26 protein-coding genes and 2 tRNA genes are annotated in these 23,631 nt (G+C 52.4%); 12 read left to right on the top strand and 16 right to left on the bottom strand.

Annotation, left to right across the window (positions count from 1 at the left end; genetic code table 11):
- The first annotated feature begins 185 nt into the window (after window positions 1–185).
- Window positions 186–539: a cupin domain-containing protein gene (locus VMC84_RS02740; RefSeq protein ID WP_414676434.1), complete on the top strand. Its 354-nt coding sequence runs from the start codon at window positions 186–188 to the stop codon at window positions 537–539.
- An 8-nt stretch (window positions 540–547) separates the two neighbouring features.
- Here VMC84_RS02740 and VMC84_RS02735 read toward each other — a convergent pair whose 3' ends face one another.
- On the bottom strand, window positions 548–736 hold the full coding sequence (locus VMC84_RS02735; protein WP_325377895.1) for a hypothetical protein: 189 nt from the start codon (window positions 734–736) through the stop codon (window positions 548–550).
- A gap of 86 nt (window positions 737–822) precedes the next feature.
- On the opposite strand from VMC84_RS02735, the gene VMC84_RS02730 reads away from it, so the two are divergent.
- Window positions 823–1,869 carry a tetratricopeptide repeat protein gene (locus VMC84_RS02730; RefSeq protein ID WP_325377893.1) on the top strand — a complete coding sequence of 349 codons (1,047 nt, stop codon included), beginning with the start codon at window positions 823–825 and terminating at the stop codon, window positions 1,867–1,869.
- A 198-nt stretch (window positions 1,870–2,067) separates the two neighbouring features.
- On the top strand, window positions 2,068–2,673 hold the full coding sequence (locus VMC84_RS02725; RefSeq protein ID WP_349256735.1) for a TIGR00730 family Rossman fold protein: 606 nt from the start codon (window positions 2,068–2,070) through the stop codon (window positions 2,671–2,673).
- Here the strand turns inward: VMC84_RS02725 and VMC84_RS02720 are convergent.
- Both VMC84_RS02720 and VMC84_RS02715 read right to left on the bottom strand, forming a co-directional pair.
- A complete protein-coding gene (locus VMC84_RS02720) occupies window positions 2,670–3,854 on the bottom strand; it encodes an alanyl-tRNA editing protein (protein ID WP_325377889.1) in 1,185 nt (394 codons plus the stop codon). The two genes, VMC84_RS02725 and VMC84_RS02720, sit on opposite strands and share 4 nt — an antisense overlap.
- A gap of 295 nt (window positions 3,855–4,149) precedes the next feature.
- Window positions 4,150–4,422: a hypothetical protein gene (locus tag VMC84_RS02715; protein ID WP_325377887.1), complete on the bottom strand. Its 273-nt coding sequence runs from the start codon at window positions 4,420–4,422 to the stop codon at window positions 4,150–4,152.
- A gap of 248 nt (window positions 4,423–4,670) precedes the next feature.
- Between VMC84_RS02715 and VMC84_RS02710 the strand changes: the two genes are divergently transcribed.
- Window positions 4,671–4,874: a YwbE family protein gene (locus VMC84_RS02710; RefSeq protein ID WP_349256734.1), complete on the top strand. Its 204-nt coding sequence runs from the start codon at window positions 4,671–4,673 to the stop codon at window positions 4,872–4,874.
- Window positions 4,875–5,227: 353 nt separating this feature from the next.
- A complete protein-coding gene (ftsZ, locus tag VMC84_RS02705; RefSeq protein ID WP_349256733.1) occupies window positions 5,228–6,373 on the top strand; it encodes a cell division protein FtsZ in 1,146 nt (381 codons plus the stop codon).
- 113 nt (window positions 6,374–6,486) lie between these two features.
- Here the strand turns inward: ftsZ and VMC84_RS02700 are convergent, their stop codons facing one another.
- The 8 genes from VMC84_RS02700 to VMC84_RS02665 form a co-directional block, all read right to left on the bottom strand.
- Complete coding sequence (locus VMC84_RS02700) at window positions 6,487–6,789, bottom strand: hypothetical protein (RefSeq protein ID WP_325377881.1); 303 nt, start codon at window positions 6,787–6,789, stop codon at window positions 6,487–6,489.
- Window positions 6,790–6,846: 57 nt separating this feature from the next.
- The gene (locus tag VMC84_RS02695) at window positions 6,847–7,782 is read right to left on the bottom strand and encodes an MBL fold metallo-hydrolase (RefSeq protein ID WP_325377879.1); all 936 of its coding nucleotides are present in this window, start codon (window positions 7,780–7,782) and stop codon (window positions 6,847–6,849) included.
- A gap of 334 nt (window positions 7,783–8,116) precedes the next feature.
- Window positions 8,117–8,328, bottom strand: a tRNA-Trp gene (locus tag VMC84_RS02690).
- A gap of 90 nt (window positions 8,329–8,418) precedes the next feature.
- Window positions 8,419–8,493, bottom strand: a tRNA-Arg gene (locus VMC84_RS02685).
- A gap of 323 nt (window positions 8,494–8,816) precedes the next feature.
- Window positions 8,817–9,827 carry a TIGR03557 family F420-dependent LLM class oxidoreductase gene (locus tag VMC84_RS02680; RefSeq protein WP_325377877.1) on the bottom strand — a complete coding sequence of 337 codons (1,011 nt, stop codon included), beginning with the start codon at window positions 9,825–9,827 and terminating at the stop codon, window positions 8,817–8,819.
- A gap of 70 nt (window positions 9,828–9,897) precedes the next feature.
- Window positions 9,898–10,233: a gamma-glutamylcyclotransferase family protein gene (locus VMC84_RS02675; protein ID WP_325377875.1), complete on the bottom strand. Its 336-nt coding sequence runs from the start codon at window positions 10,231–10,233 to the stop codon at window positions 9,898–9,900.
- On the bottom strand, window positions 10,233–10,622 hold the full coding sequence (locus VMC84_RS02670; RefSeq protein WP_325377873.1) for a DUF473 domain-containing protein: 390 nt from the start codon (window positions 10,620–10,622) through the stop codon (window positions 10,233–10,235). Before VMC84_RS02670 ends, VMC84_RS02675 begins: the two co-directional genes overlap by 1 nt.
- Before the next feature lie 4 nt (window positions 10,623–10,626).
- Window positions 10,627–11,361: a proteasome assembly chaperone family protein gene (locus VMC84_RS02665; protein ID WP_325377871.1), complete on the bottom strand. Its 735-nt coding sequence runs from the start codon at window positions 11,359–11,361 to the stop codon at window positions 10,627–10,629.
- Between the two features lie 115 nt (window positions 11,362–11,476).
- On the opposite strand from VMC84_RS02665, the gene VMC84_RS02660 reads away from it, so the two are divergent.
- Both VMC84_RS02660 and VMC84_RS02655 read left to right on the top strand, forming a co-directional pair.
- Window positions 11,477–11,803: a DUF5611 family protein gene (locus tag VMC84_RS02660; RefSeq protein WP_325377870.1), complete on the top strand. Its 327-nt coding sequence runs from the start codon at window positions 11,477–11,479 to the stop codon at window positions 11,801–11,803.
- Window positions 11,804–11,844: 41 nt separating this feature from the next.
- On the top strand, window positions 11,845–12,714 hold the full coding sequence (locus tag VMC84_RS02655; protein WP_325377869.1) for an RIO1 family regulatory kinase/ATPase: 870 nt from the start codon (window positions 11,845–11,847) through the stop codon (window positions 12,712–12,714).
- 87 nt (window positions 12,715–12,801) lie between these two features.
- Here the strand turns inward: VMC84_RS02655 and metK are convergent, their stop codons facing one another.
- Together metK and VMC84_RS02645 are read right to left on the bottom strand one after the other, a co-directional pair.
- Window positions 12,802–13,950: a methionine adenosyltransferase gene (gene metK, locus VMC84_RS02650; RefSeq protein WP_325377868.1), complete on the bottom strand. Its 1,149-nt coding sequence runs from the start codon at window positions 13,948–13,950 to the stop codon at window positions 12,802–12,804.
- Between the two features lie 101 nt (window positions 13,951–14,051).
- Window positions 14,052–14,921, bottom strand: coding sequence for a DNA integrity scanning protein DisA nucleotide-binding domain protein (locus VMC84_RS02645; protein ID WP_325377866.1), 870 nt, complete (start codon window positions 14,919–14,921; stop codon window positions 14,052–14,054).
- Window positions 14,922–15,055: 134 nt separating this feature from the next.
- Here VMC84_RS02645 and VMC84_RS02640 point away from each other — a divergent pair, with 134 nt between their 5' ends.
- Both VMC84_RS02640 and VMC84_RS02635 read left to right on the top strand, forming a co-directional pair.
- Complete coding sequence (locus VMC84_RS02640) at window positions 15,056–16,309, top strand: 3-isopropylmalate dehydratase large subunit (protein WP_325377865.1); 1,254 nt, start codon at window positions 15,056–15,058, stop codon at window positions 16,307–16,309.
- Complete coding sequence (locus VMC84_RS02635) at window positions 16,310–16,822, top strand: 3-isopropylmalate dehydratase (protein WP_325377864.1); 513 nt, start codon at window positions 16,310–16,312, stop codon at window positions 16,820–16,822.
- A gap of 591 nt (window positions 16,823–17,413) precedes the next feature.
- Here VMC84_RS02635 and VMC84_RS02630 read toward each other — a convergent pair.
- The 3 genes from VMC84_RS02630 to sepS all read right to left on the bottom strand — a co-directional run bounded on the left by VMC84_RS02630 (window position 17,414) and on the right by sepS (window position 21,383).
- Window positions 17,414–19,003, bottom strand: a complete 1,590-nt coding sequence (locus tag VMC84_RS02630; RefSeq protein WP_325377862.1) for a hypothetical protein — start codon at window positions 19,001–19,003, stop codon at window positions 17,414–17,416.
- A 120-nt stretch (window positions 19,004–19,123) separates the two neighbouring features.
- Complete coding sequence (locus VMC84_RS02625) at window positions 19,124–19,783, bottom strand: endonuclease V (RefSeq protein ID WP_325377861.1); 660 nt, start codon at window positions 19,781–19,783, stop codon at window positions 19,124–19,126.
- Window position 19,784: 1 nt separating this feature from the next.
- Window positions 19,785–21,383 (bottom strand): O-phosphoserine--tRNA ligase, encoded by a 1,599-nt coding sequence (sepS, locus tag VMC84_RS02620; protein WP_325377860.1) that lies wholly within the window; start codon window positions 21,381–21,383, stop codon window positions 19,785–19,787.
- A gap of 119 nt (window positions 21,384–21,502) precedes the next feature.
- On the opposite strand from sepS, the gene VMC84_RS02615 reads away from it, so the two are divergent.
- The 3 genes from VMC84_RS02615 to VMC84_RS02605 all read left to right on the top strand — a co-directional run.
- Window positions 21,503–22,171 (top strand): flavodoxin family protein, encoded by a 669-nt coding sequence (locus VMC84_RS02615; protein WP_325377858.1) that lies wholly within the window; start codon window positions 21,503–21,505, stop codon window positions 22,169–22,171.
- Between the two features lie 87 nt (window positions 22,172–22,258).
- Window positions 22,259–22,843: a hypothetical protein gene (locus VMC84_RS02610; protein ID WP_325377856.1), complete on the top strand. Its 585-nt coding sequence runs from the start codon at window positions 22,259–22,261 to the stop codon at window positions 22,841–22,843.
- Between the two features lie 111 nt (window positions 22,844–22,954).
- Window positions 22,955–23,631: alanine--glyoxylate aminotransferase family protein (locus VMC84_RS02605; protein WP_325377854.1), on the top strand; the 677-nt coding region annotated here is incomplete at its 3' end.

Genomic DNA, 23,631 nt, shown 5'->3' with positions numbered 1-23,631 from the left:
ATTACCATGATGATATAGCGGTTCTTATAAGAATCCTGGCCCTCGTCCTTTATTACTTCTGTTATGGCTGGCCTCTCCGAAATGAATACTAGCTACCGCCATATTATACTATCGTTCGAGTGGAAAAATGAGGTTGCAATTAGCTTTTTTATGTTTGAGAGAATAATAAAATATGGATGAGCGATATGCCCACGAAGAAAGAAACATCGGAAAAAGATCAATTGATCGGAAATGCCATGAAAATGGGCGATCTGGTCGGCTACCAGGCCGGCTCGGTCGTCAGCCGCGAGGTCATCAATAAGAAGACCGGTACTGTGACCATTTTTGCCTTTGACAAGGGAGAAGGGCTGAGCACACATTCGGCCCCTTTCGACGCGATGCTCGTTGATGTGGACGGCGAGGTGGAAATTACTATCGACGATAAGCCCAACCACCTAAAAGCCGGAGATATGATCATCATGCCAGCGGGCCATCCGCATGCCGTTAAAGCGCTGACGAAATTCAAGATGCTGCTGATAATGATCCGTTCCAAAGAATAAAAATATAGTTATTTTTTCTTTTGTTCCTTTGTCTCGCCTTTTTCTCTTCGCGTCTTATTGACGGTCGCCGCCGCTATGCGCTTTGCCGTTTCTTCCGACCGCCCTTCCGTTACCTCCTCGGACTTCTTGATATGCTCATACTGGCGTTCCCGCTTCGGGGTCCATTCGTTCGTCGGCATCTGTTTTTCACCGTACATATTTTGATGCGCAGTAATTAAAGGAGTTCTGTCGTTATTGGCGGATAACGCTATTATAATATTATATGACGACCATATTCTATCTGATGCCTATGGACATTAACGTTGAGCAGGAGATCCAGAAGTATAAAAAAATGGTAGAAGCAAATCCCAACGACCAGGAAGCCCGGATGATGCTAGGCATGGCCTACGGTGCCTATGGCCAGTATGAGGAAGCCGTGAAGGAGCTAAAGGAAGCCGTGAGACTGAAGCCGGAGCATGCTGAGGCGCATTTTGACCTGGCGCTGGCATACCACATGGTCGACCTTCTCGACGATGCCATCAAAGAGTACCGCGAGACCTTACGATTAAAGCCCGACTACCTGGATGCACAGCTCAACATGGCGAACGCGTACCTGCAGATGGGCGATGCCGATGACGCGCTCGGCCTGTTCAAGGACATCATCGCGAAGAACCCCGATTCGGCCGAAGTCTACGCCAGCTTTGGCATCGCGCTGGCATCCGCCGGGTATCCGGACGATGCCATCGAGACCTTTAATAAGGCCATCGCCAAAGACCCCCAATCCTTTGATGCACACCTTTTCCTCGCCGGGGCCTACATGGATAAAGGCGAGCTTAACGACGCCATAAAGGAATACCGTATCGCGGCGACACTGTCACCGCACGATGCCTCAGTATTTTACAACTGGGGATTCGCGCTGTCGGAAAAAGGCCTGACCATGGACGCCATTGAAAAGTACAAGATCGCAGTATCGCTCGACCCGGGATTTATTGAGGCCCGCTATAACCTGGGCTCGCTGCTTGCTCGTCAGAACCGGCTAGACGAGGCCATCGTCGAGTTAAAAGAGACAATAAAGGCAGACCCGTCCTTCGCCGACGCACATAACCTCCTGGGCGTCATATACACGGCCAAAGGATTTACAAAAGCCGCCGTCAAAGAGCTCGAGGAAGCCGTAAAGCTCGACCCCGACTTCGCGGTGGCGTATAATAACCTGGGCATGCTCTACTATGGCGAGGAGCAATGGGACGACGCGATCGAGGCGTTCGAGCAGGCCCTGAAGATAGACCCGGGCTACTTCGAGGCGCAGAATAACCTGAAGAACGCGCAGGCGAAGAAGTCGAACCCGGCTTAATTCGTATTATCCGCCGAACGGGGCGACGTATTTCGTCCTGTTCTCGTTTTCCTTATCCTTTTTCTTTTTCCGGTGCTGCTCCTTTTTCACCTGTTTAACCATGTATAAATTGTCTTTCATATATATCAGGACCGCTTAAGTTACAGTTTATCATGGTTAAATATATCTTTTCTTATACCTATTCTGGACAATATGCCGATGAAACGCGTTTGTGTCTTTTGCGGGTCCAGCCCCGGGTCAAGGCCCGAGTTTACGGCGAAAGCGGGCGAACTCGGCCGTGTGCTGGCCGGGAACGGGATAGGCCTGGTCTATGGCGGCGCAAAGATCGGCATGATGGGCGCCGTTGCATCGGCCGCCCTGGAAGCGAATGGCGAGGTCATCGGCATCATTCCCCGGGACCTTGTGAATAAGGAAATCGCCTTTACCAGAATTTCAGACCTGCGTGTCGTTAATTCCATGCACGAGCGAAAAGCGCTCATGGCGGAGCTTTCGGACGGCTTTATTGCGCTCCCCGGCGGCCTGGGGACGATCGAGGAGTTCTTCGAGATACTCACCTGGGCCCAGCTTGGCATTCACAAGAAGCCCTGTGGTTTGCTGAACGTATGCGGCTATTACGATAAAATGATCGAGTTCTTTGACCAGGCTGTGCAGGAGCAGTTCATCAACCCGTCCGCACGCTCGCTTGTCCTGGTGGACGAGAGCCCCCCGGCGCTATTAAAAAAGTTCCAGGATTACCGGCCGCCGAAGATCGATAAGGCTGCCTGGGCGCTGGCTTTGGAAAATCATAATATGTCGAAGACTTAGACGATCCCCATTTTTGAAAGGGTGTCCAGTAGGAATGCTTTGAATTTGCCCATGTCCTCGACGGTGTTGAAGCCCCCGTTGGCCCAATTATCCTTTCCGCCCCCCTTGCCGTTGAAGGCTGCGAGATGCTCTTTCAGGATTTTGCCACAGCTCACGTCGAACTTGCCGCTATGGGCAAATAGAAGGCGCTTATCGGGAATCGACTCCAGGATGACGACGTAATTTCCAGCGTCGATAAGGTATTTACCCAGCGTGCCGATATCGCCGAAGCTCTTATCGCCATAAGACCTGGCAATGACCTTAGAAGAGGACGACGCAGCGATCTCTTTTGCGTCTGCCTTCAGCATCTTATCCTTTATCTCTACGAGCTCTTTCTGGGCGTTACGTAGCTGGGCCGCCAGCGCTTCCGTCTTACCGAGCACTTCGCTTTCGGACATGCGATACAGGTGCACCAGGCCGGTGACGATGTCTTGCTTGAACTGGTAGTCATTCAGAGCACGCCGCCCACATTTGAAATAGACCCGGGTCTCGTTGCCCCTCTTCTCAGTCTTTACGATCTTAATGATGCCGATCTCGCCCGTTCTCCGGACATGGGTGCCACAGCACGGCGATCTATCAATTGTCTGGATCTCCACTATGCGCACTTCACCTTCCTTCGGCGGGGCCTTACGCAGCGCCATTTCGCTGGCCGCCCCGGGCGTGACCACGCTGATCACTATCGGGAGGTCTTTATAGATATAGGAGTTGGCCTCGTCCTCGACTTTTGTTATCATCTGCGGCGGCATCTCGGGCATTGCGACGTCGATTGATAGCTCATCCATGCCCATGTGCAGGCTCGAGGTCTTGCACCGGTATAGCCTGAATAGTACGGCCGATAGCAGGTGCTGGCCGCTGTGCTGCTGCATGAGGTCGAAACGCCGCTCGAAATCTATTGCACATGAGACTGTCTTATGCTCCGGCGTTTTTCTCAGAACGTGGATGACGTGCCCATCCTTCTCGAAAATATCCTCGATCGGGATGCCGTCTATGGTGCCGCGGTCCGACGGCTGGCCGCCGCCTCCGGGATAGAATGCCGTTTCCGATAATAAGACGTGGAATATGCCGTCAGCCGGCTCGATACTGACGATTTCCGCCGACCAGTCCGTGGTGTAGGGTGAATCACAATAAAGTCGATGCTCCATAAGGCCGCCTCGAAGCTATTATGCCCTCAACCAATATTGAATTTATGCCCGACGATGTAATTCGGATTCTTCAGCATTTTCGGTTGTGTTTACAATATTATCGCTAGTCGTTGTTTTCGCTTTTCACTGGATAGTTCGGTTTTATCTTCGCGACTCACGTAAAGCCCTCGGTTTTTGTCTTCGTGTTTAAAAACCGAGTGATGTACGTGAGTCACAAAGACGAGAAACAAATCAGTGAACGATATTAATTGAGGGAGATTATTGTTATCCCAAACATGGATAAGTTAAAATTAAATTAGAATACTGAGTTGGTATCCTTGAACTGCCAGGTTTCGACGACCGTCGAGCTGCCGATCTTCCAGCGATCCTCGTTAAATGTCAGCGGTACGAGGCTGTTCAGCGGGTGCTCCTTCTGGATGAACTTCAATTGCCGGTAATCGACGGGGATGTTCATGACCTCCGAGTCGACTTCCACGAGGGCGAATACTTCGTTCCTGAACGGGTTCCAGTGCTTACTGAAGCCTTTTAGCTTGCCAATGATCATGGGCATCTCTATCATCTCGCTCATCAAACGCCTCCTTAGGGTTGCCCTCCCTCAATAATTGATTTGGCTTTAACCGATAATAAAGTTTACGACTTAATGTAAGCTATAGTAAATATTTGACGATTATGCGTTAAAACCAATAAAAAACCGTATAAGTATTAACAATTTGTTCCTTAAAGGATAGTTATATTACAGCCATATTTAAGTATGGCGATAAACTGTTTTATCGATAAGAATTATATCCTGATTTTACTAATATGGCTGCAATTAACATGAATGGCAAGAATAGAAAAGACATCAGGCCCGGCCTGGAGGTCGATATCGTACTCAAGCAAGACCAGAGGACCGGTAAAAGGACCAGGGGCATCGTTAAAGAGATCCTGACAAACTCCTCTTTTCATCCTCACGGCATTAAGGTCCGGCTCACGAACGGCCAAGTAGGCCGCGTCCAGGAGATCATCAGCCCGCAGGGATAAAATTATTTGAGGCATCCTTTTTAAATAGATTATTGGCCAGGCGTATCCAGTGTAAATTCTCGTACTCCAGCAGACTTAAATATTGGGATATACCTATACATATTTTGGGTTTGGATTGGAGTAATTGATGAGTAAATCTCGTCTCTATCCGTTGATTAATTAGCGAAGGCCGTATAAAATTTCGATATGAGAGCCTCTATTTACATTCCTGCCGGACAATTTCCGGCTTACTCCTTCGGCAAATACGCCCCCATCGGGGACGACCCAAGTAAAAAAGCGAAGCGGCACATGCGCCGGTTCGGCATCTGAGCATGGTTCCGCATGATAAAACGGGGATGGGAATAAACATGACTATGGATTCAGTTGTGCAGGAAGCACTGAAATACACGGAAATGGAACGTGAGTACCGTAACGATAAGGGAGAGAACACCACAGGCAACGACTTTGAGGATTTCGGCCTCCCCCAGATCAAGATCGTAGGATGCGGCGGTGCCGGAAATAACACTATCAACCGATTATTCAACATCGGCGTCGGCGGCGTCGAGACCATCGCCGTGAACACCGATAAGCAGGGCCTTGACATGATCAAGGCTGATAAGAAGATCCTCGTGGGCAAGTCCCTGACCAGGGGCCTGGGCGCAGGCGGCTTCCCCGAGATAGGCAAGAGGGCGGCCGAGCTGGCGAGAAGCACGTTACAGGAGGTCTTAAAGGACGCCGACTTAGTATTCGTTACCGCGGGCATGGGCGGCGGAACGGGCACCGGGACGGCGCCGGTCGTCGCCTCGGTCGCAAAGGAGATGGGCGCGATCGTGGTCGGCATGGTCTCCACGCCGTTCAAGGTAGAACGAGCCAGGCTGGTCAAGGCTGAAGAGGGTATCGCCGACCTTAGATCCGCTGCGGACACGGTTATCGTGCTCGACAACAACCGGCTGCTGGAATATGTCCCGAACCTCCCCCTGGAACAGTCGTTCTCGGTCATGGACCAGCTGATATCCGAAACTGTCAAGGGCATATCCGAGACGATCACGAAACCGTCGTTGATCAACCTGGACTTCGCCGATGTGAAGGCCGTCATGAACGGAGGCGGCGTCGCCGTGATGCTCGTGGGCGAGGCAAAGAGCCAGGATAAGTCGGAGAGCGTCGTAAGGAACGCGCTGAACCACCCGCTGCTCGATGTCGACTGCCGCGGCGCCACCGGCGCTCTGGTGCATATCACCGGCGGCCCGGACCTGACGCTGAGCGATGCCACGAACATCGCAGAGTCATTAACGTATGAGATGGATTCCCACGCTAATGTTATCTGGGGCGCAAGGGTCCAGAAGGATTACGAGGGGAAGGTAAGGGTTATGGCCATCATGACCGGCGTCAACTCGCCGCAGATCATGGGCAAGGGCCAGAAGACCCGTGCCGCAACCGATGATGACAGCGACCCCGCCGGCAAACTGAACATGCGTGGCGGCTCGAAAGTTTCCGGGTCCATCATCGACGTTATAAAGTGAAGCGGCCTACGCTTCACAATATTTTTTTGGTTCTTTTGTGTTTTTTGGATGATAAGTTTTTGTTTGAGTCTCTGTGCGTCTTAAAGCAAAAAAAGTTGATAAATTTACCCCTTTTATTTGCCAGGCTGATAATCCTTGAGTCGGTTATAGCGGGCGATCACTATCTGTTTAAAATCTTCGGGCCAGTTCTGGATGAGCGCGGCCAGGTCTTTATCTCCCAGATATTCTATCCAGGAAGCCACCCACAGGCCTTCGTTACCCGTAAAGGCATCGAGATTATCCACCAGGTCTAGTAAATTTTTTAACTCCCGGCCATTAAGATTATAAGGGTTCTTGTCCTCAGGATTGAACATTTGTTTAGCAATCCCAAACAGCTCTTTATCTATCTGTTCAGCCATCGATTCTTCATCTCCCATTATTACTTCAATAGTTATTTCTTCCTTAACCTCTTATCTATTTATAAAAAAAATTAATTAAAATGTATAACAAGTGCCTACTGTATTAATAATAACTTGTTTTGGCATTTTTTCTTTGAACTGGTTGACAGCATTCCATCCCGTACAGTGCATGGGTACGACATAATCAGGGTTTATCTTAACCATTTCATCTATCGTAACCCCTATTATTGGTTCAAATAGCGGCCCTGTAAGGTGGAAGCCTCCTAACACGGCATAGACCTTATCAATATTAGTGATATTCTTCGCATATCTAATAGTATTGATAATACCAGCGTGAGAACATCCGCCGACAATCACTAATCCCTTACCTTTTAAATTGACAATAATTGCCTGGTCATCGTTAAACGGATCAACTACCCAGTTACCGTTAATTTTTGCCTCCATGGTGGGAAATCCCTTTTCAAATGGTGTCGTCCTTTCTACTTCTCCCGTTACCATTATCAGTCCAGACGCTAATGTCGAAGGCCCCCGGGATTTGATAATTTCCGCCCCTGCCTTCATTATGGTTTGTTCGTCTAAGGAAGGCAAGTCAATAGTATAGTTTAACATAGGATTTTTTAAGCGGCGATTAAGGAAAACATCCGGATGGAGGACTAGAGGTGTCTTTTTCGGCGTGTGGCCAAGTAATTCTAAAAGCCCGCCCGTATGGTCATAGTGGCCGTGGCTTAAAACGATAGATTCGATCCCGTCTAAATCGACCTTGAGCAATTTAACATTATGGAACAGGCATTCTGCCGATAGTCCTGAATCAAAAAGCACCAGGTGCTCCTCCGAACCCGCAGTGACCTTAAGAAAACACGATAACCCATGCTCAGCGAGAACAGAAAATGGGGGTGGAATCATAGGCCGTCGATCAATCTTAGTATTCTGCGACTGAAAAATATCGGTATAATTATCAACCAGGCTTAGAACTTCTAAACGATCCGCTTCCCTCAGGTGTAAATCATTCATCTAATATGCCTCCATTGATCATTTTAAGATTACTTTCTATCCTTTATTTTAGCCTTTAGTATCGGTGAACTGCCCATAAATCAAATGCAATAACGCCCTCTAGATTCTTCTTTACCTCCCGGTATTCTTTAGAGTTATAGATAATTAATATATTACTTTTTGTAATATATCTAATTATCTTAATCGATTAGATACCAATCATATATTATATTTTATTAATATATTAAAATCGGTATAACGAAATTATGCTTAGGCTGGATGGATATCTTACAAGTTTATAATTTCTAATGTGTAGTATAAAAAAGGCCTGCTAACTATACCCATTAAAATAACGTGGGGCTGGAGAGATTTGAACTCCCGATCGACGGGTCTCTCCGATGATTTGGGGATTTCACCCGAGAGCGCTGAAATCAGCGCTCCAACGGTTCCTCATAAGCCGCCCCGTCGGGCTGCTTCAGGTGACCCGTTGCTCATCATATTTCTGCCGGCCCTCGCGGACCGGCCACCGCTGGAGCCCGTCGCCATACCTGGCTTGGCCACAGCCCCACTATACCGTTCATTATAGACCAGCAAGGTCATATAAGTTTTTATTAGTTTTATGCGGTCGCTGACATTACCGGTCTTTACGTTTTTCAGCGGGCCCGGGGGGATTTGAACCCCCGACCCCCGGCTTAGAAGGCCGGTGCTATGTCCAGACTAAGCCACGAGCCCAACGCCGTCTGCGACCTTTTTTCATAAGAGTTGTGGTAATGTATAAACGTTGCGGTCGCCATAGACTAAAAATGGATTAATACGCCCTGTTTAAGCACCCTATAATTAATAATTTTAAATTGAGATTGGTGCGGATTGGTGTAAGCCTGGTGCCACTTGGTGATTAAATAATATTTTGGTGCCGCCTGGTGTAAACTCCGTGCCGCTTGTAAGCACTATTGTTTCGACCTAACCAGGATTACACTAATCGGCACCAATCTTTTAAGTTAATCACCAGGCGGCACGGAGTTTACACCAGGCGGCACAAATCTTTAAAAAAAATTTCAGGCGGTGACAATCTGCGCCTGCTGCTGCCTGATCTTCGGCAGCACGTCCCGTCCATACCCCACGATGAAGTCGCGCTGGTCGGGCCCCGCGGAATGGAAGTAGAGGTGCGTGAAGCCCATATCGATGAACTGCTGCGCGAACTTTACGTGCGCCTCGGGGTCGCCGGAGATGCAAAGCCTTTGCTTCAGGATGTCATTGCCGATGACCGAGCCGTTCTGGGCGGACATCGCCGGCGTATAGATGCGCTCGTTGAACATCGCGGGCACCATGGCGCCGGCCCAGTACTCCCTGAAGCAGCGTGCGGCCGAGTCGAAGTCGTCGGTATAAGCGACATTGACCTCAAGAAGCCGGGGCATCGTGAGGGGGTCTTTGCCCATTTCCCGGGCGCCTTCCTCGAAATTTTTCACGATTTGCTTAAGAGTATTAGGGTCGTTGGCCACGGTCATGAGTCCGTCGCCATATCGGCCGGCAAAGGACGCGCTTTCGGGCACAAGAGACGACACGTATATCGGTAATTTTGATACGGGCGGCGTATAGAGTCGGGCTTTTTGTGTCGAATAGTAGGCGCCTTCGAAGGTCACCTCGGCGCCGCTCCAGAGAGCGCGGATGAGCTGCATTGCCTCGAGCATCATCGCCTGGCGCTCGTCATATCCGGGCCACAGGCCGGTCGCCGCGTACTCGTTTAAGGCCTCGCCGGTCCCAACTGCCAGATATGTCCTTCCGGGGGCGAAGTTATCGATGGTCGCGGAAGCCTGCGCGATGATGGCGGGATGATAACGCAGGATGGGGCAGGTCACTCCCGGGCCAAGCTCTATGTTCTTCGTCTTTACGGCCGCGGCGCCCAGCCATGACCAGGTAAAGCACGCGTGGCCCCGCTCTGACCACGGGTGAAAATGATCGCTGATGTCCACGGACTCGAAACCTGCGTTCTCTGCGGCTATCACATAATTCAGTAGATCGTTAGGCTGATACTGTTCAGGCCCGGCTTTCCATCCAAGCTTCAACATATTTTCAACTCCCCATGAGCCGGTGGAAAGCTATTAATAAAAAATGATGGCACGGAAAAAAGTATGAGACTTACTCGTTTTTAACGTACATGAACGCTTCGACCTGGGCCTTCGTATCCAGCGCCGTCGCCCTGACCTTCACGCGCCGGTACGAGCCCTCGCCCACGCCCTCGTAGAAATCGAGCTGCCGGAGCTCCATGAGTGTGATGCCCAGGAGCAGCATGCCGCGCATCGTCGAGCGCTCGTCTTTTTCAGCGCTCTTGAAGCCCAGCCGGTCATCGTAGAACTGCCGGTAGCCGCTCACCTTCGCCGCATGCATCTCCGGTATGCGCTTGATGACCGAGTTCAGGCGGGACTTATCCATGAGGGTGCCATAGACGAACATATTAACGTTATCTTCGGCCATCAGCGCGCCTCGCAGAATTTCATATCGATGACCTCGACGTAGACCGGGTCGTACAGGCCTGCCTTTTCGACCTTCTTGATCTTGCCGATGGAGACGAAGCCCATCTGAGCCCGGGCCGACATGGTCTCCATTTCTTCATGATAGTTAGCAGAGCCATAGTACACGTGCTGCATGCGGGTATCGAACGACTTCACCATCGATATATTGCCGCAGATGCCCGGTGCCAGGTCCGCGGGCGGGACGTCGGTCAGGAATACCGTATCGCCGACGTTGAGCTCCGCGAAGGCGAGCACGTTGTTGGCGCTGTGGAACTCGAAGGTGCGCATATGCCGCTTCGAGAGCTCGGCCAGCGATTCCTTGCTCAGCCCGGTTAGTGCGAGTAGCCTCATGTCATCACCCGTACATACTGTAGTCCTTCGACGGCTTCGCCTCGGCTTCTCCGACCTGCTCCGACAGCTTGTGCATCATCTGCTCGATCTGGTCGGCCTCCTTGATGAGGATGTCTACGTTGATCTTCCAGCCGTAAACCTTTGCCAGTACTTTTACCAGTTCCGCGGACGATCTTGGGTCCGGATTCGCTCCCCGGGTCTCGCCCAGAATGCAGACGGCCGGTATGTAATGGTTCCGGCACTCGTTCATGATCACGCCCGGCACGCCGGAGATGGTCCCGACCTCGAAGAGAAGCGCGTCGTCCTTGAACTTTACCAGGTCGTCCTGGGTCGCTCCAGCTGCAAACACACGGTGCTCCTCGCCCGTCGTGGCCAAACCCGCGATGGTGATCACTTCTTTGGGTTTGACTGTGTCAGCCCATTTGATGATACTCCTGCCAACTTCGCCGCTTATGACTGGATCGATGGGGATGTCCGAGAAGACGATCATGATCTCCTGTTCCGCGTTCTCATAAATGCGGACGGGGTTTTTTACAAGCCCTCCATATACGATCGCCACGGGCGGGAAGAGCCGCGACTCCACGTAGCCGCAGTTCGTCATATTGAACTGGTCCATGAGGAACTGGGACACGATGTTCCCGACGAGGCCCATTCCAGGGAATCCGCAGATAATGATCGGGTTTTTACACTCAAGTTTTTCAATGACGACTTTAACGAAATCTTCCATCTTGTCTGGCATCACCTGATATTCTCTGTCGGGTGGTAATAAATCTATCCGATATTCGCCCAGTCAGCCCTGGAACTTCGTGCCTTAAAGTCGAAAGTGTTTTTTACTCATAAAAATACACAGGAGAATGGGTGAAATAATTAGCGAATACACGTTCAAGCGCGGCAGCAAGCCGGAAACGGAGCGAATTCGCGGCATCCTCGAGGAGGTCTTCGAGGTCAAGCCCGCCGAAAGCGAAGGTAAGATGACCGTCAGCTATGGTGCCATTAAGGAGCTTAAGGCCTGGGTCCAGGATAAGAAGCTCCACGTCGAGACCACCTCCGACCTCTCGGTAAAAGACGAAAAGCTCATCCTCGACACCAACAAGCGGTTCCGGGACTTCCTGGAGGAGGCCACGGGCTACACCGCCAAGGAACGGCTCAAGATGGCCAAGAAGGCCGTCTCCGGAGAGTAGGTATTTATAGGCCTGCGGGCCGTCATATCTTCTTTTATAAAATGATAGATCACGCGACAGTATTTTTATCCTTAAAGCCGGAAGAGCTTAAGATCTTAAGGGCCGTCGAGAATGGCATGAAGACCCACGAATGGGTGGCCGTCGAGGATATGGCCTCGTATACGGGCCTGAGCGAGAAGGAGATCGAGTACCGGCTGAGGAACCTGACGGGCCTGGACCTGCTGGAGCGATTCACCGGCCACTACGTTGGCTACCAGCTCAAATATAATGGCTACGATATTCTGGCCATATCAGCCTTTGTGCGGCGTGACACGATCAATTCATTGGGCAGTCTCATCGGTGTGGGTAAAGAGTCGGTCATTATCGGTGCGATGAGCCCCGGCGGCCGGCCTCTTGCCATCAAGTTTCATCGGGAAGGCCGTACGGCCTTTAAGCAGGTTAAAAGAAAACGCGAGCATCTCGTTGACCTGCACAATACGAACTGGCTGTATGCCTCGTCCCTGGCCGCTAAGCACGAGTTCGAAGTGCTTAAAAAGCTCTATCCTGCCGTGAGCGTCCCCGAGCCCTTCGACCAGAACCGCCATGCTATCGTCATGAGCGTGGCCGAGGGCCACGATCTTTCCCGCGCGAAGGTGGAGGACGCTGAATGGTACCTGGACCGCATCGTCGAGCAGCTTGAGCTTGCCTATCGCAATGGCTACGTGCATGGCGATTTCTCCGAGTATAACGTCATGGTCAGCGAGACAGGCGTGACCATCATTGACTGGCCCCAGGCCGTGGCCGCCGGTACGAAGATCGGCGATGAGCTACTTGCCAGGGATGTCCATAACATTTTTACATATTTTGCCCGGAAGTACCGGATTCGAAGAGATGAAATCGAAATGGTTAAAAAAATTAAAGACTCAGCCTAATTTTGTTATTTGTCGATCTTTGCTCTATTATACCAGGCGGAGAAATGATAAAAAGCCAATATAAAATATTAATAAAGAAACGCAGGCTTAGAAGCCCGCGTCCTTCCGCATAATTTCAGCCTTATCCGTGCGCTCCCAGGTGAAGTCCTTGCCATTGCGCCCGAAGTGGCCATATGCAGCGGTCTGCTCATAGATTGGCCGCCGCAGGTCGAGCGACTTGATGATACCCTGGGGAGTAAGCTGGAAGTTATCCCGGACCAGTTCAACGATCTTCTTGTGAGAGATCGTGTTCGTGTTATAGGTGTCCAGCATGATAGAGACCGGCTCCGCAACGCCGATGGCATAGGCAAGCTGGACTTCGCACTTCGTAGCGAGCCCCGCGGCGATGATGTTCTTGGCGATGTAACGTGCCATGTAACAGGCCGAGCGGTCCACCTTGGTCGGGTCCTTGCCCGAGAAGGCGCCGCCGCCATGCCTGCCCATGCCGCCGTACGTATCGACGATGATCTTACGGCCGGTCAGGCCCGTATCTGCGTGGGGGCCGCCGAGCACGAAGCGCCCGGTCGGATTAACCAATACCTTAGTCTTATTATCATAAAAGCCATCGGGTATGACGGGCTTGATGACGTGCTCGATAACGTCGTTCTTGATCTGGGCCTGCTCCACCTTCTCGCTGTGCTGCGTTGAAACGATGATCGTGTCGACGCGGACGGGCTTATCATTCTCATACTCGATTGTGACCTGGGTCTTGCCATCCGGCCTCAGGTAGTCGATCACCCTGGTCTTCCGGACCTCGGCCAGCCGCATGGCAAGCTTATGGGCCAGCATGATGGGCATGGGCATCAGCTCGGGCGTCTCGTTACATGCGAAGCCGAACATCATGCCCTGATCGCCGGCGCCCTGGACGTCAACGCCCATGGCGATGTCCGGGGACTGCTCATCGATAGACGTGAGGACGGCGCAGTTCTCACAGTCGAAGCCGAACTTTGCGCGCGTGTAGCCAATATCCTTGATGGTATTCCGGACGATCTTAGGTATATCCACGTAACAATTAGTCGTAATTTCACCCGCGACGACCGTCATGCCAGTGCTGACGAGCGTTTCGCAGGCCACTCTTCCGAGCGGGTCCTTCGCCAGGATGGCGTCCAGGACAGCGTCCGAGATCTGGTCGGCCATCTTATCCGGGTGGCCTTCAGTTACGGATTCGGAAGTAAAGAGGTGCTTTTCTAAGCTCATTAAATTCATCCCACTTTACTTAATGCTTGCTCTATGATTAATATTTATCGGTTTGGAAATTACCACGAGTTATAAAAGTTCTTAACGCCTCATATTTTAAGCTATGTGATGGATACTCTCGGGTCGATGGTGATCACGTCCTTGCCGTCCTTATAGACGCTTACGACGCCACTGGACTCGGAGACGGCGATGGCGATGGCCTTTGCGCATTTTGAGATGGCGGCAGTGGCAAGGTGGCGGCCACCCAGCCCGGATGGCAGTTCGACGTTTCTGGCGTTAACGTCCAGGTACCTGCCGGCGGCCACGATGTACCCGGCCATGTCGACGATGAACATGCCGTCGAGCTGGGCAAACTCTTTGACGGTCTCCCAGTTCTTCTCATCCTTAATGTCCCTGTCCTTCTTTTTATGGCCCTCGTACGGGTTGAGCACGATCTGGTGGGACATGTTGAGAACATGTTCCGTGTCGCCGATGACGAAGGCGGTCCCTATCTTCTTGCCTTCCCGGCCCTCGCGGCCGATATCGATGGCCAGGTTCAGCACGGCTTTTAGCACCGTATAGTCGATACCGGATGCGAGCTCGGCCATCTTTTGAATGAGGGGGATGTCGTTGATGTCCATGACGACGATGGAGTTGATGTCGCCGATACTCACGATGCCCACGATGATCTTTTTCGGTATCTTGCCCCGGATGTAGGCTACCTCGACGGCCTCGCTCATGAGCTCGATGCGGGAGACTTTTAAAAAGAGGGAGCTTTTGCCGATGTTCTTCGGGAGCTTGGACATGATATCGATGAAGATGTCGTCGCCGTCGCCCCTGCCGCCCAGGACACGCGCGATGATGACCGGGATGGCCGTATCTATCTGCTTCCGTATCGCCGTCGCTTCGGGCGATATGATAATTATCGACCCCGCATCCAGGGTCCTGGCCAGCACCGAGGCGGAGGCTACCACCTCATCCCGTATACTCATATAATAAAATGTTATTTTATATGAGCTATTAAAATCTCCTATCCCTTTCATGAAATGAACACCCGGACGGCGGCACAACAACCTTTATTATAGACCAGTGCGCATTAGCGGATACATCCTCCAGGTGAAATAAAATGGGGAAGACGCTAGCGGAAAAGATACTTTCGGATAAGAGCGGGAAAGACGCCGTGCCCGGCGACCTCGTCACCGTGCCTGTCGATTTCGTCTTCGGCCAGGACGGCACGTTCCCGCTGGCCATCCAGCAGATGGAGAAAGACCTCGGTACCAGGAAGGTATTCGACCCGAAGAAGGTCGCGGCGGTCTGCGACCACGCCTCGCCGTCGCCGAGCGAGCGGGTCTCAAACGTCCATATTTTCATGCGCAAGTTCGCCCGGGAAAACGGCATCCACTTCTTCGAGAACGGCGACGGCATCTGCCACCAGATCGTCGCCGAGAAGTTCGCCGCTCCGGGAAAGATCATCATCGGCGCCGACAGCCATACCTGCACCCACGGCGCTTTGACAGCGTTCGCAACGGGCATGGGCTCGACGGATGTCGGCGCCATCATGGCGTACGGCCTGACATGGCTGCGCGTGCCCGACTCTTTCAAGGTCAGAGTCGAGGGCGACCTGCCCAAATATGTCACGTCCAAGGATGTTTTTTTGAATATCGTCGGAGAGATCACTGCGGACGGCGCGACCTACATGTCCATGGAGTACGTGGGCTCGACGGTCGACAGGATGTCCGTCGAATCACGACTAGTCTTATCGAACATGGCCGTTGAAGCCGGAGCTAAGGTCGGCCTCTGTCCGGCGGATGCCAAAGTCAGGGCATACCTGAAGGAGCACGGCCGCGAGAACGAATACCGCAATATCGCCGCCGATAAGGATGCCGTTTATAATGATGAGCTGGACATCGACGCAACGAAGCTGGAGCCGTACGTTGCCCTGCCGCACCGGGTGGACAACGTTAAGCCGGTATCCGAAGTCACGGGCATCCACCTCGACTCGGTATGCATCGGCTCGTGCACAAATGGCCGCATCGAGGACCTGGCCATCGCAGCCAGGATCCTGAAGGGCAAGAAGGCCCACAAGGACTGCAGGCTTGTCGTGTACCCGGCCAGCCGTCAGGTACTCGCAGAAGCAATTAAACTCGGATATATTGAGACGCTCGTCGAAGCCGGCGCGGCCGTCGGTGCCCCCGGATGCGGGTTCTGCATTGGCAGGACCGTAGCGTTGGGCGACGGCGAAAAGGTGCTGTCCACCCAGAACCGGAACTTCAAGGGAAGGATGGGCAACAACAAGTCTGAAATTTATTTATCCAGCGTGCCCGTTGCGGCCGTGAGCGCCATATATGGCAAAATCACCGACCCCACAGAGGTGCTCTAAATGGCCCTTAAGAATATCAAGTCAAAAGTGCTCCGGGTCTACCCACCCGACACCAACACGGACGAGGTCATCTCCGGCAAGTATAAGTACGACGAGCTGGACCTGAAAAAGCTTGCAGTACATGCCTTTGAGTCCATCGACCCCACGTTCTATGCCGACTCGCAAAAGGTCAAGGACCCCATCTTAGTAGCGGCTAATAACTTCGGCTGCGGCTCTTCAAGAGAGCAGGCACCCCAGGTCATCCTGGCATGCGGCGTCTCGTGCATCATCGCCGAGTCCTATGCCCGCATCTTCTACCGGAACGGCTTCAATATCGGCCTTCCGCTACTCGAGTGCAAGGGCATTTATAAGGAAGCGAAGCAGGGTGACGAGCTCGAAGTGGACTATAAAAAGAACGAGATCCATAACCTGACGACCGGCAAAACGCTGCCTATGAAGCCCATACCCGAATTCATGCAGCAGCTGCTCGAGGCCGGCGGCCTGATGCCATACCTGAAGGCGCAGCATAAGTAATATTAAATTGCTGCGTTGAATATTGATAGGTCATTGTTTAGCAATTAGTCCTATTTTTATCGTTTGCGTAATAGCCAAATTTATCGATAGTTTCCGATTATCTTTTTCAATTTTTATGCTTTGTTGAATATGCCCTTTTAAGTCTCAGAGTGTACTGAGGCACTATTTTTCACCACAAAGGCACGAAGAGCACGGAGGCCCACAAAGACTTTTTTATAATTAAGAGACAAAGGGCACAGAGCCGCTTTTTGAACTTCTAAGATACAGGATATGAAGGCACGATGGCAAAAAGTGCTCTTGCTCATTCCACTGTGTCTTTGTATCCTTGGTGCCCTGATCGCCAATGAACCGGCTTTGTGATTCTTTGTAACTTAATCTAAAAAGAAAACTTTGTGAGCCTCCGTGCTCTTCGTGCCTTTGTGGTGAGAAATAGTGCCCTCCGTGCCCTTATGAAGCTTAAAATACGGGAGTAATTCAACACAGCAAATTTTTTTAAAAATTAACTAGCTTAGTAATCGTTTACTAATTAACAAAACTTGACTTATTCAACACAGCAATATTAAATTAAAAAGTGGTTCTTCTAAAACCTACCTACTTTTTCTTTATTGTCCAGCTTATTGTTAACACGCTAAGGGCCAGAAGCGGCAGCACTATCGATGACAGACACGGCATCCCTCCTTTTTGCCCTCCCGCCGGCGTGGCCGTTGCCCGGGAGGAAACTGCAGTAGCCGGCCCGACTGTAGTGCCATTCACGACGGCGATGGTCTTGTCATCAATGGCGCCGAACACATTATGGCCTTCCCATATCATCTGGAATCGTGGGTTATACGTGCCGTTCTCTCCGGGGGCCGTCATGGTAAAGGTGAATGTCTCTTGCATGCCTGGCCGTATCACTTCACCAGTTCCAATGGTCTGGTTTGATCCTGCGAGGCCGAACTTCGCGGCATCGCCAGAATATCCGAAGGTCGTGTTATCCTGGTATGTCCAGGGCATCGTGCCCGTATTCTCGAATGTGACCTGCACGTTATACGCATGGCCGGCCTCCATTTGTGCGGGGATCGTGTCCGAGACGACCTTCGCGTTCGGCACCGGGGTCGTATCACTATCGATCTCTATAAAGTAGATATTATTAATGCTATTTTTATCGGGCTTCGTTGACCCGACGAACACATAGGCGCCTGTGCCGATCTGGATGATTGAGTTCGCCTCCGCGAATCCGATGCCTTTATACGTATTATCCCACAGCTTGTTGCCTCCGGCGTCCGTCCGGACAACGTAAGCCGACATAACGCCCTCGGTGTCCTTATGGAAACCGGCGAGAATATAGCCGTCATCCCATGTCTGCTGGACCGCGTTCGCGCCGTTGATGCCATAGTTGCGGTCCCATTGCCGGTTACCGTCGGCGTCGGTCTTAAGCAGGTACATGTAGCCGCTCCGGGCACCTGCGTAGATGTAGCCGCCATCACGGGTCTGCTGGATGCCGAACCAGTCGCTGAGGAAATTGTCCCAGGTACCCGGCCCTTCATAGGACCTGGCCCAGGCGATGTTGCCGTTCGCATCGGCTTTCAGGATGAAGGGCTTTTCATTATATCCGCCCTTTATATAGCCCCCGACGATATAGCCCCCATCAAAGGTAGGCCAGACTGAATAAGTCCGGACGTCGACATCCGCAGAGCCATAATAGGCGTCCCATTGCTTGTTTCCTCCGGCGTCCGTCTTGAGCAGGTACATCTCCCGGTTGCCCGTGCTCGCGACCAGGTCTCCAACGATGATGCAGCCGCCATCGCCAGTCAGCTGGATAGAAAAGCCTTCGCTCTGCCCGCTCGCGTTCGCGAAGTCCTTTTCCCACAGCTTGTTGCCGCTTGCGTCTGTCTTGACGAGGTACAGGCTATCCCTGTGGGCGCCAGTCGCGATAAAGCCGCCGTCGCCGGACTGCCGGATGGAATATCCACTGGTGCCGCCGATATTCTTCTTCCATACCACATTACTGAACGGGTCAGTTTTGACCATGATCATATTCGAACTCGCCCCGGACGTATCCGGTCCCGTCCCGACAATAATAAAGCCCCTGTCGCCGGTCTGCCATACCTGATGAGCGATCTGGTCGTCGGGCCCGCTGTAGTGATTTTCCCGGGCCGTTTCAGGGGCAGATGCCGCGATCGAAGGAACACAAGCCATCATGATAAGCGCAATTAATAAAACCAGAGTAAACATGCAACTTTTTATTGCCTTATTTAACATTTTAGCATACCCTTCTAACTTAGTTAAGCGAATGTCAGTATACGCCGTCGGGAATATAAACTATCGTGGTTTAGTTTTCGCAAGACTACTATTTGCCCGTAATAGAAATTTGTTTTTTAACGACGTGGCGTATTCATGGGCCCGCCTTGTGGGCTCGGGCTGCCGGTGGCCGCGGATACAATGTTTAACGACCTTTATGGCCGTTACTAAAGATATCCTGTGGCCGGGCGAGACGTATACGGGCTTTTGTTCAGGTACGGCCCGGACGATGCGGCCGGTAATCCGCCCTTCCTGGTAAATACGGCCATTTTTCACTTCGCCGCAGAGGAAGCTCTTTCCGACACCGATAGTGGGCATGTCCAGCTTTATGCCGATATGGGTGGCGATCCCGCAGCGCCGGGGATGATTGGTGCCGAAGCCGTCGACCATGACCAGGTCCGGCCTGACCTTTGCCTTTTCGATGACAGCCATCATAGCGTCCGCTTCACGATAGGCCAGAAGGCCGGGAATGTACGGAAAAGTAAGCTTGCGGGTATCAAATGTCCTGTACACGGGCTTCAAAGAGTCGAAATCGAGGACCACCAGTCCCGCGATGATATACTCTTCTTTTAAATAAGAACAGTCGACTCCTCCGATCCTCCGAATGGGCGGGAAGGAATCCGTAAGTATGGCTTTCTTAGAGAGCTCTTTTTGCTCGTCATACAGGCGCCTGACGTCCATATCACTCGACGGGCTCGACCTTAATAGTCGTAAAGACTGGACCGCGGAAGTCCACGCGACGCTTCTTGCCCTGGATGTATCGTAGCCCTACCGGGTCGATGAGCACGAACACGTCGCCGGGTGCCCTGGATATCTTCACCGTAGTCTCATAGACCCCATCCTCGGCGTTCCTGGCGGCCGCGTTCGCTATGGCATCGATGTAGCGGATACCGACGTGAACGCCCTTGTCCTGGACTTCTTTGAACTTCGGGTTATTCAGCGGGATGCCCAGTACGTCGCCTTTATACACATACACCTCGTTGAGGTAGGCGCCGCCGCAGAGCTTCTTGTTCTCCTCCTTCTCCACGAGCGTGACTTTTAGCTTTTTACCGTTCAGGCTGCCGGACCAGGCCTCGAAAGCACACGGGCTCGGAGCGCTGCCGTTCCTCTCGGCAGTGGCGATTATCCCCATGGCCATCTCGTGGCCCATTTGTGTCTGCGGCAGGCGCTCAATAGAGATCATGTGGGCCAGCTCCTCGTCAGTCATTTCCCACTCGGGCTTGAACTGCGGGTAAACCATATCTCTCATATCCTTCGCCTGGTACAGGATCATTGCCAGCCTCTCGACGCCCAGACCCAGGTTCATGACAGGGTACGGTATATTATATTGTGAAAGCGCCGTGGCGGAGTAGATGCCGAAGGTGGCGATCTCCACCCAGCCGTCTCTGTACTTTGTATTACTGCCTTTGAGCGCCGGGTGGTAGCCATATACCTCGATCTGGGTATCCGGCGTGTAGTACTTGCTGCGCTTGTCATCCGGCTTAAATTTAAACTGTGAGAATCCGAACTGCTTCAGGAGGCCGGCGGCCACCGCCTTGCCGTGCTCGACGGTCACGTCCGGGTGGGCGATGATGCAGGACGCCGAGTGGTATGCCCGCAGGCGGTCGGCGTTCTCTTCCTGTTCCCTCCGGAATACCAGGTCGACGGAGAACAGCTTCAAGGGCGTCTTTCGCCGCTCGACGAGGGCTTCCAGCGTCAGGAACCAGCCTGAGGTCATGTGACTCCTGAGCGTCTTATGCGATGCTTCGGGCTCGAGCTTCTTGAATTCCGGGAAAACGTGGTCGATGACCACGGCGATCTTCGAGTCCTGGACTTTTAGCCCTGCGGCCAGGTCGGCCACCAGGTCGTCGCCCTCGATCTCGCCCTTCTTGTACTTGTGCAGGATGGTGCGGATGGTTTCCTTGTCCGCATCCGTCAAAGGCTTCGAGATGATCGCCTCGATCTGCGCAAAACGCTCGTCAGAGATGCCGACGTTCGGCCTCGGCAGGCCGCCGATATAAAAAACACGATCGAGGACGGCCAGCGCCTCGTAGTTGAACTGCTTGAAAATGTCCGTGTCCTCGATGATGATGGGGTTGACCATCTCTTCGAAGCCCATGTTCAGGTACGCTTCCCGGAGGCGGTTCAACGTCTCATAGACGGGGTGGGCTTTGCCTTTTTCCATGGGGAGCGAATAGTCCTTGGACGGGTCGACGGGGGTCAGGTACTTTCCGCTCTGGCTCCACGCCTTATCGAAATCCTCTCGGGTCTCCAGCTTGACCTCTTCGGGGTTGAATTTCATGAAAACGGCCTCTTTGTGAGTGTGAACGTGCTTACTTGTATCTTCGTATTATATAGTGTTTATGATAACGGCAGGCGATACAGAAAGCCTATTAATGTTTAATGCCTTAGTCTGTCATCATGAAGGTCATCGCCATACTGGCCAGCCCCAGGGGAAACCGGAGCTTCACGAAGACGCTTGCTGAGTCCGCAATGAAAGGCGCGACCGAGGCGGGCGCCGATGCCGGGCTTATCGACATAACGAAAAAGAAGATCAACTACTGTAAAGCCTGCGATACCTGCTATAAGCTCGGCCGCTGCGTCCAGAAGGACGACTTCAACGAGGTTTACGAGCGGTTCCTGGCCGCCGATGGCATCATACTGGCCAGCCCGGTCTATTTTAACTCCGTATCCGCCCAGCTTAAGACGTTCATCGACAGGACCGCGGACTGTCGCCACTGCCTGCTTCTGGAGGGCAAGTACGGCATGAGCGTGACCACGACGGCAAGCAGCGGCGCGGAAAGGACCGTGGACTACATGAACGAATATCTCGTGAACTCGGGAGCCTTCGTCGTGGGCAGCGCGCATACCGCGATGCCGTATATGCCGAAGAATATGGAAACTGCCTCTGAGAAAGCCTATGAGCTGGGAAAGGATATGGTAGAGGCTTACCGGACGAAGCGCCAGTATCCGGAGCAGGCGGCCGTGCAAAAAGCATTTATTGACCGCTTCTGCTATGTCGTAAAGGCTAACAAGGACACATGGACAGCGGAACACGACCATTACCTGAAAAAGGGCTGGTTTAAATAGCGCGTGCCGCAAAGCGCGATTAAATATTTATTTGTTTTATTCGGTTCAGGAAACGGCTTAAATAAGCGAAAGCGATATCTATTGCTCATGCGAGCCCCTATACTGATAATATCGGTTCTTGCACTGGCCTGCCTCATCGCGCCCGCTCTTGCGGAGGACGTCACCGTACCTGTCAATAGGGATTATCAGTTCAGCGACGGCATCGTCGTACATTTTACAAATTTGGTCATATCCGATAACTACCACGGTAATACCTATTCGGCCGACCCGGCGAATACTAAGTGGTATGACCTATACTTTACGTATGAAAATAAAGGAAGCATAGCCCAGACCGGGCACCTGGAAATATCGTTCTACGATGCACAGGGCAACAAATACCCCGGTGGTAAAAATATAACGGATATATCGATGGGCCCGATGCAGCCCGGAGCGTCGTCTGATAGGCAACGCTTCGTCGAGGCCGCCGTCATCCCGAAGGATACGAAGATCATGGGATTCCAGGTATTCGATGGCTTCAAGTCCACACGATTCGACATCTCGGGAGGGCAGACGTCGACAACGACGACGACCGCCACCGCGTCCGCTACTTCAAAGCCTTCGCTGTGCCTGCCGGCATTATTGCTGCCACTGCTCATTATCGGGGTCGTCGTAGCAAGCAGAAAACAAAGTTAAATTTTTTATTTTAAGCCTTCGATTTTTTAAAAATAGTACCTTCTCCTGGATTTCCGAAAGTAATATATGGTTTAAGCCATCTAAGACAACTACCTACTACAGGAGATAAACATGGCGAACGAACCGTTATTAATGATCCCGGGGCCGGTAATGCTGCACCCCAGGATATTACAGGCAATGTCGAAGCAGATGATCAACCACCGGGACAAGGCATTTTCCGACATGTACGACGAGTGCAGGAGCACTCTCCAGTACGTCCTGAATACGAAGAACGACACTTACGTCCTGACCGGTTCGGGCTCCTGCGCCATGGAAGCCGCCATTTCGAACCTGGTAAAGGGCGATAAGGTCGTCTCGATCGTCAACGGCAAGTTCGGCGAGCGTTTCAGGGACATCGCCGGCCGGTACGGCGAGGTCACGAGCCTCGAGTTCGAATGGGGCAACCCCGTCGACCTGACGAAGGTCGAGGACGCTCTTTCGAAGGGAGCGAAAGTCGTTACGATGGTCCACAACGAGACTTCGGCCGGTGTCAAGAACCCCGCCGAAGAGATCGGTAAGCTGGCAAAGAAGTATAACGCGCTGTTCGTGCTGGACTGCATTACGTCCGCAGGCGGCGATCTCGTCGAGGCGGACAGGTGGGGCATCGACGTTGCAGTCACCGGCGCCCAGAAGTGCCTGGGGGCCCCGTCGGGCCTGGCATCGGTCAGCGTCAGCCAGAAGGCATGGGACTCGATGGTCAAGAGCCCCCCCTATTATATGGATTTGAAGAAATACAAGAAGTCGGCAGA

This window comes from Methanocella sp., from assembly GCF_035506375.1.
Lineage (GTDB): Archaea > Halobacteriota > Methanocellia > Methanocellales > Methanocellaceae > Methanocella.
This window is presented reverse-complemented; position numbering and strand designations above follow the sequence as displayed.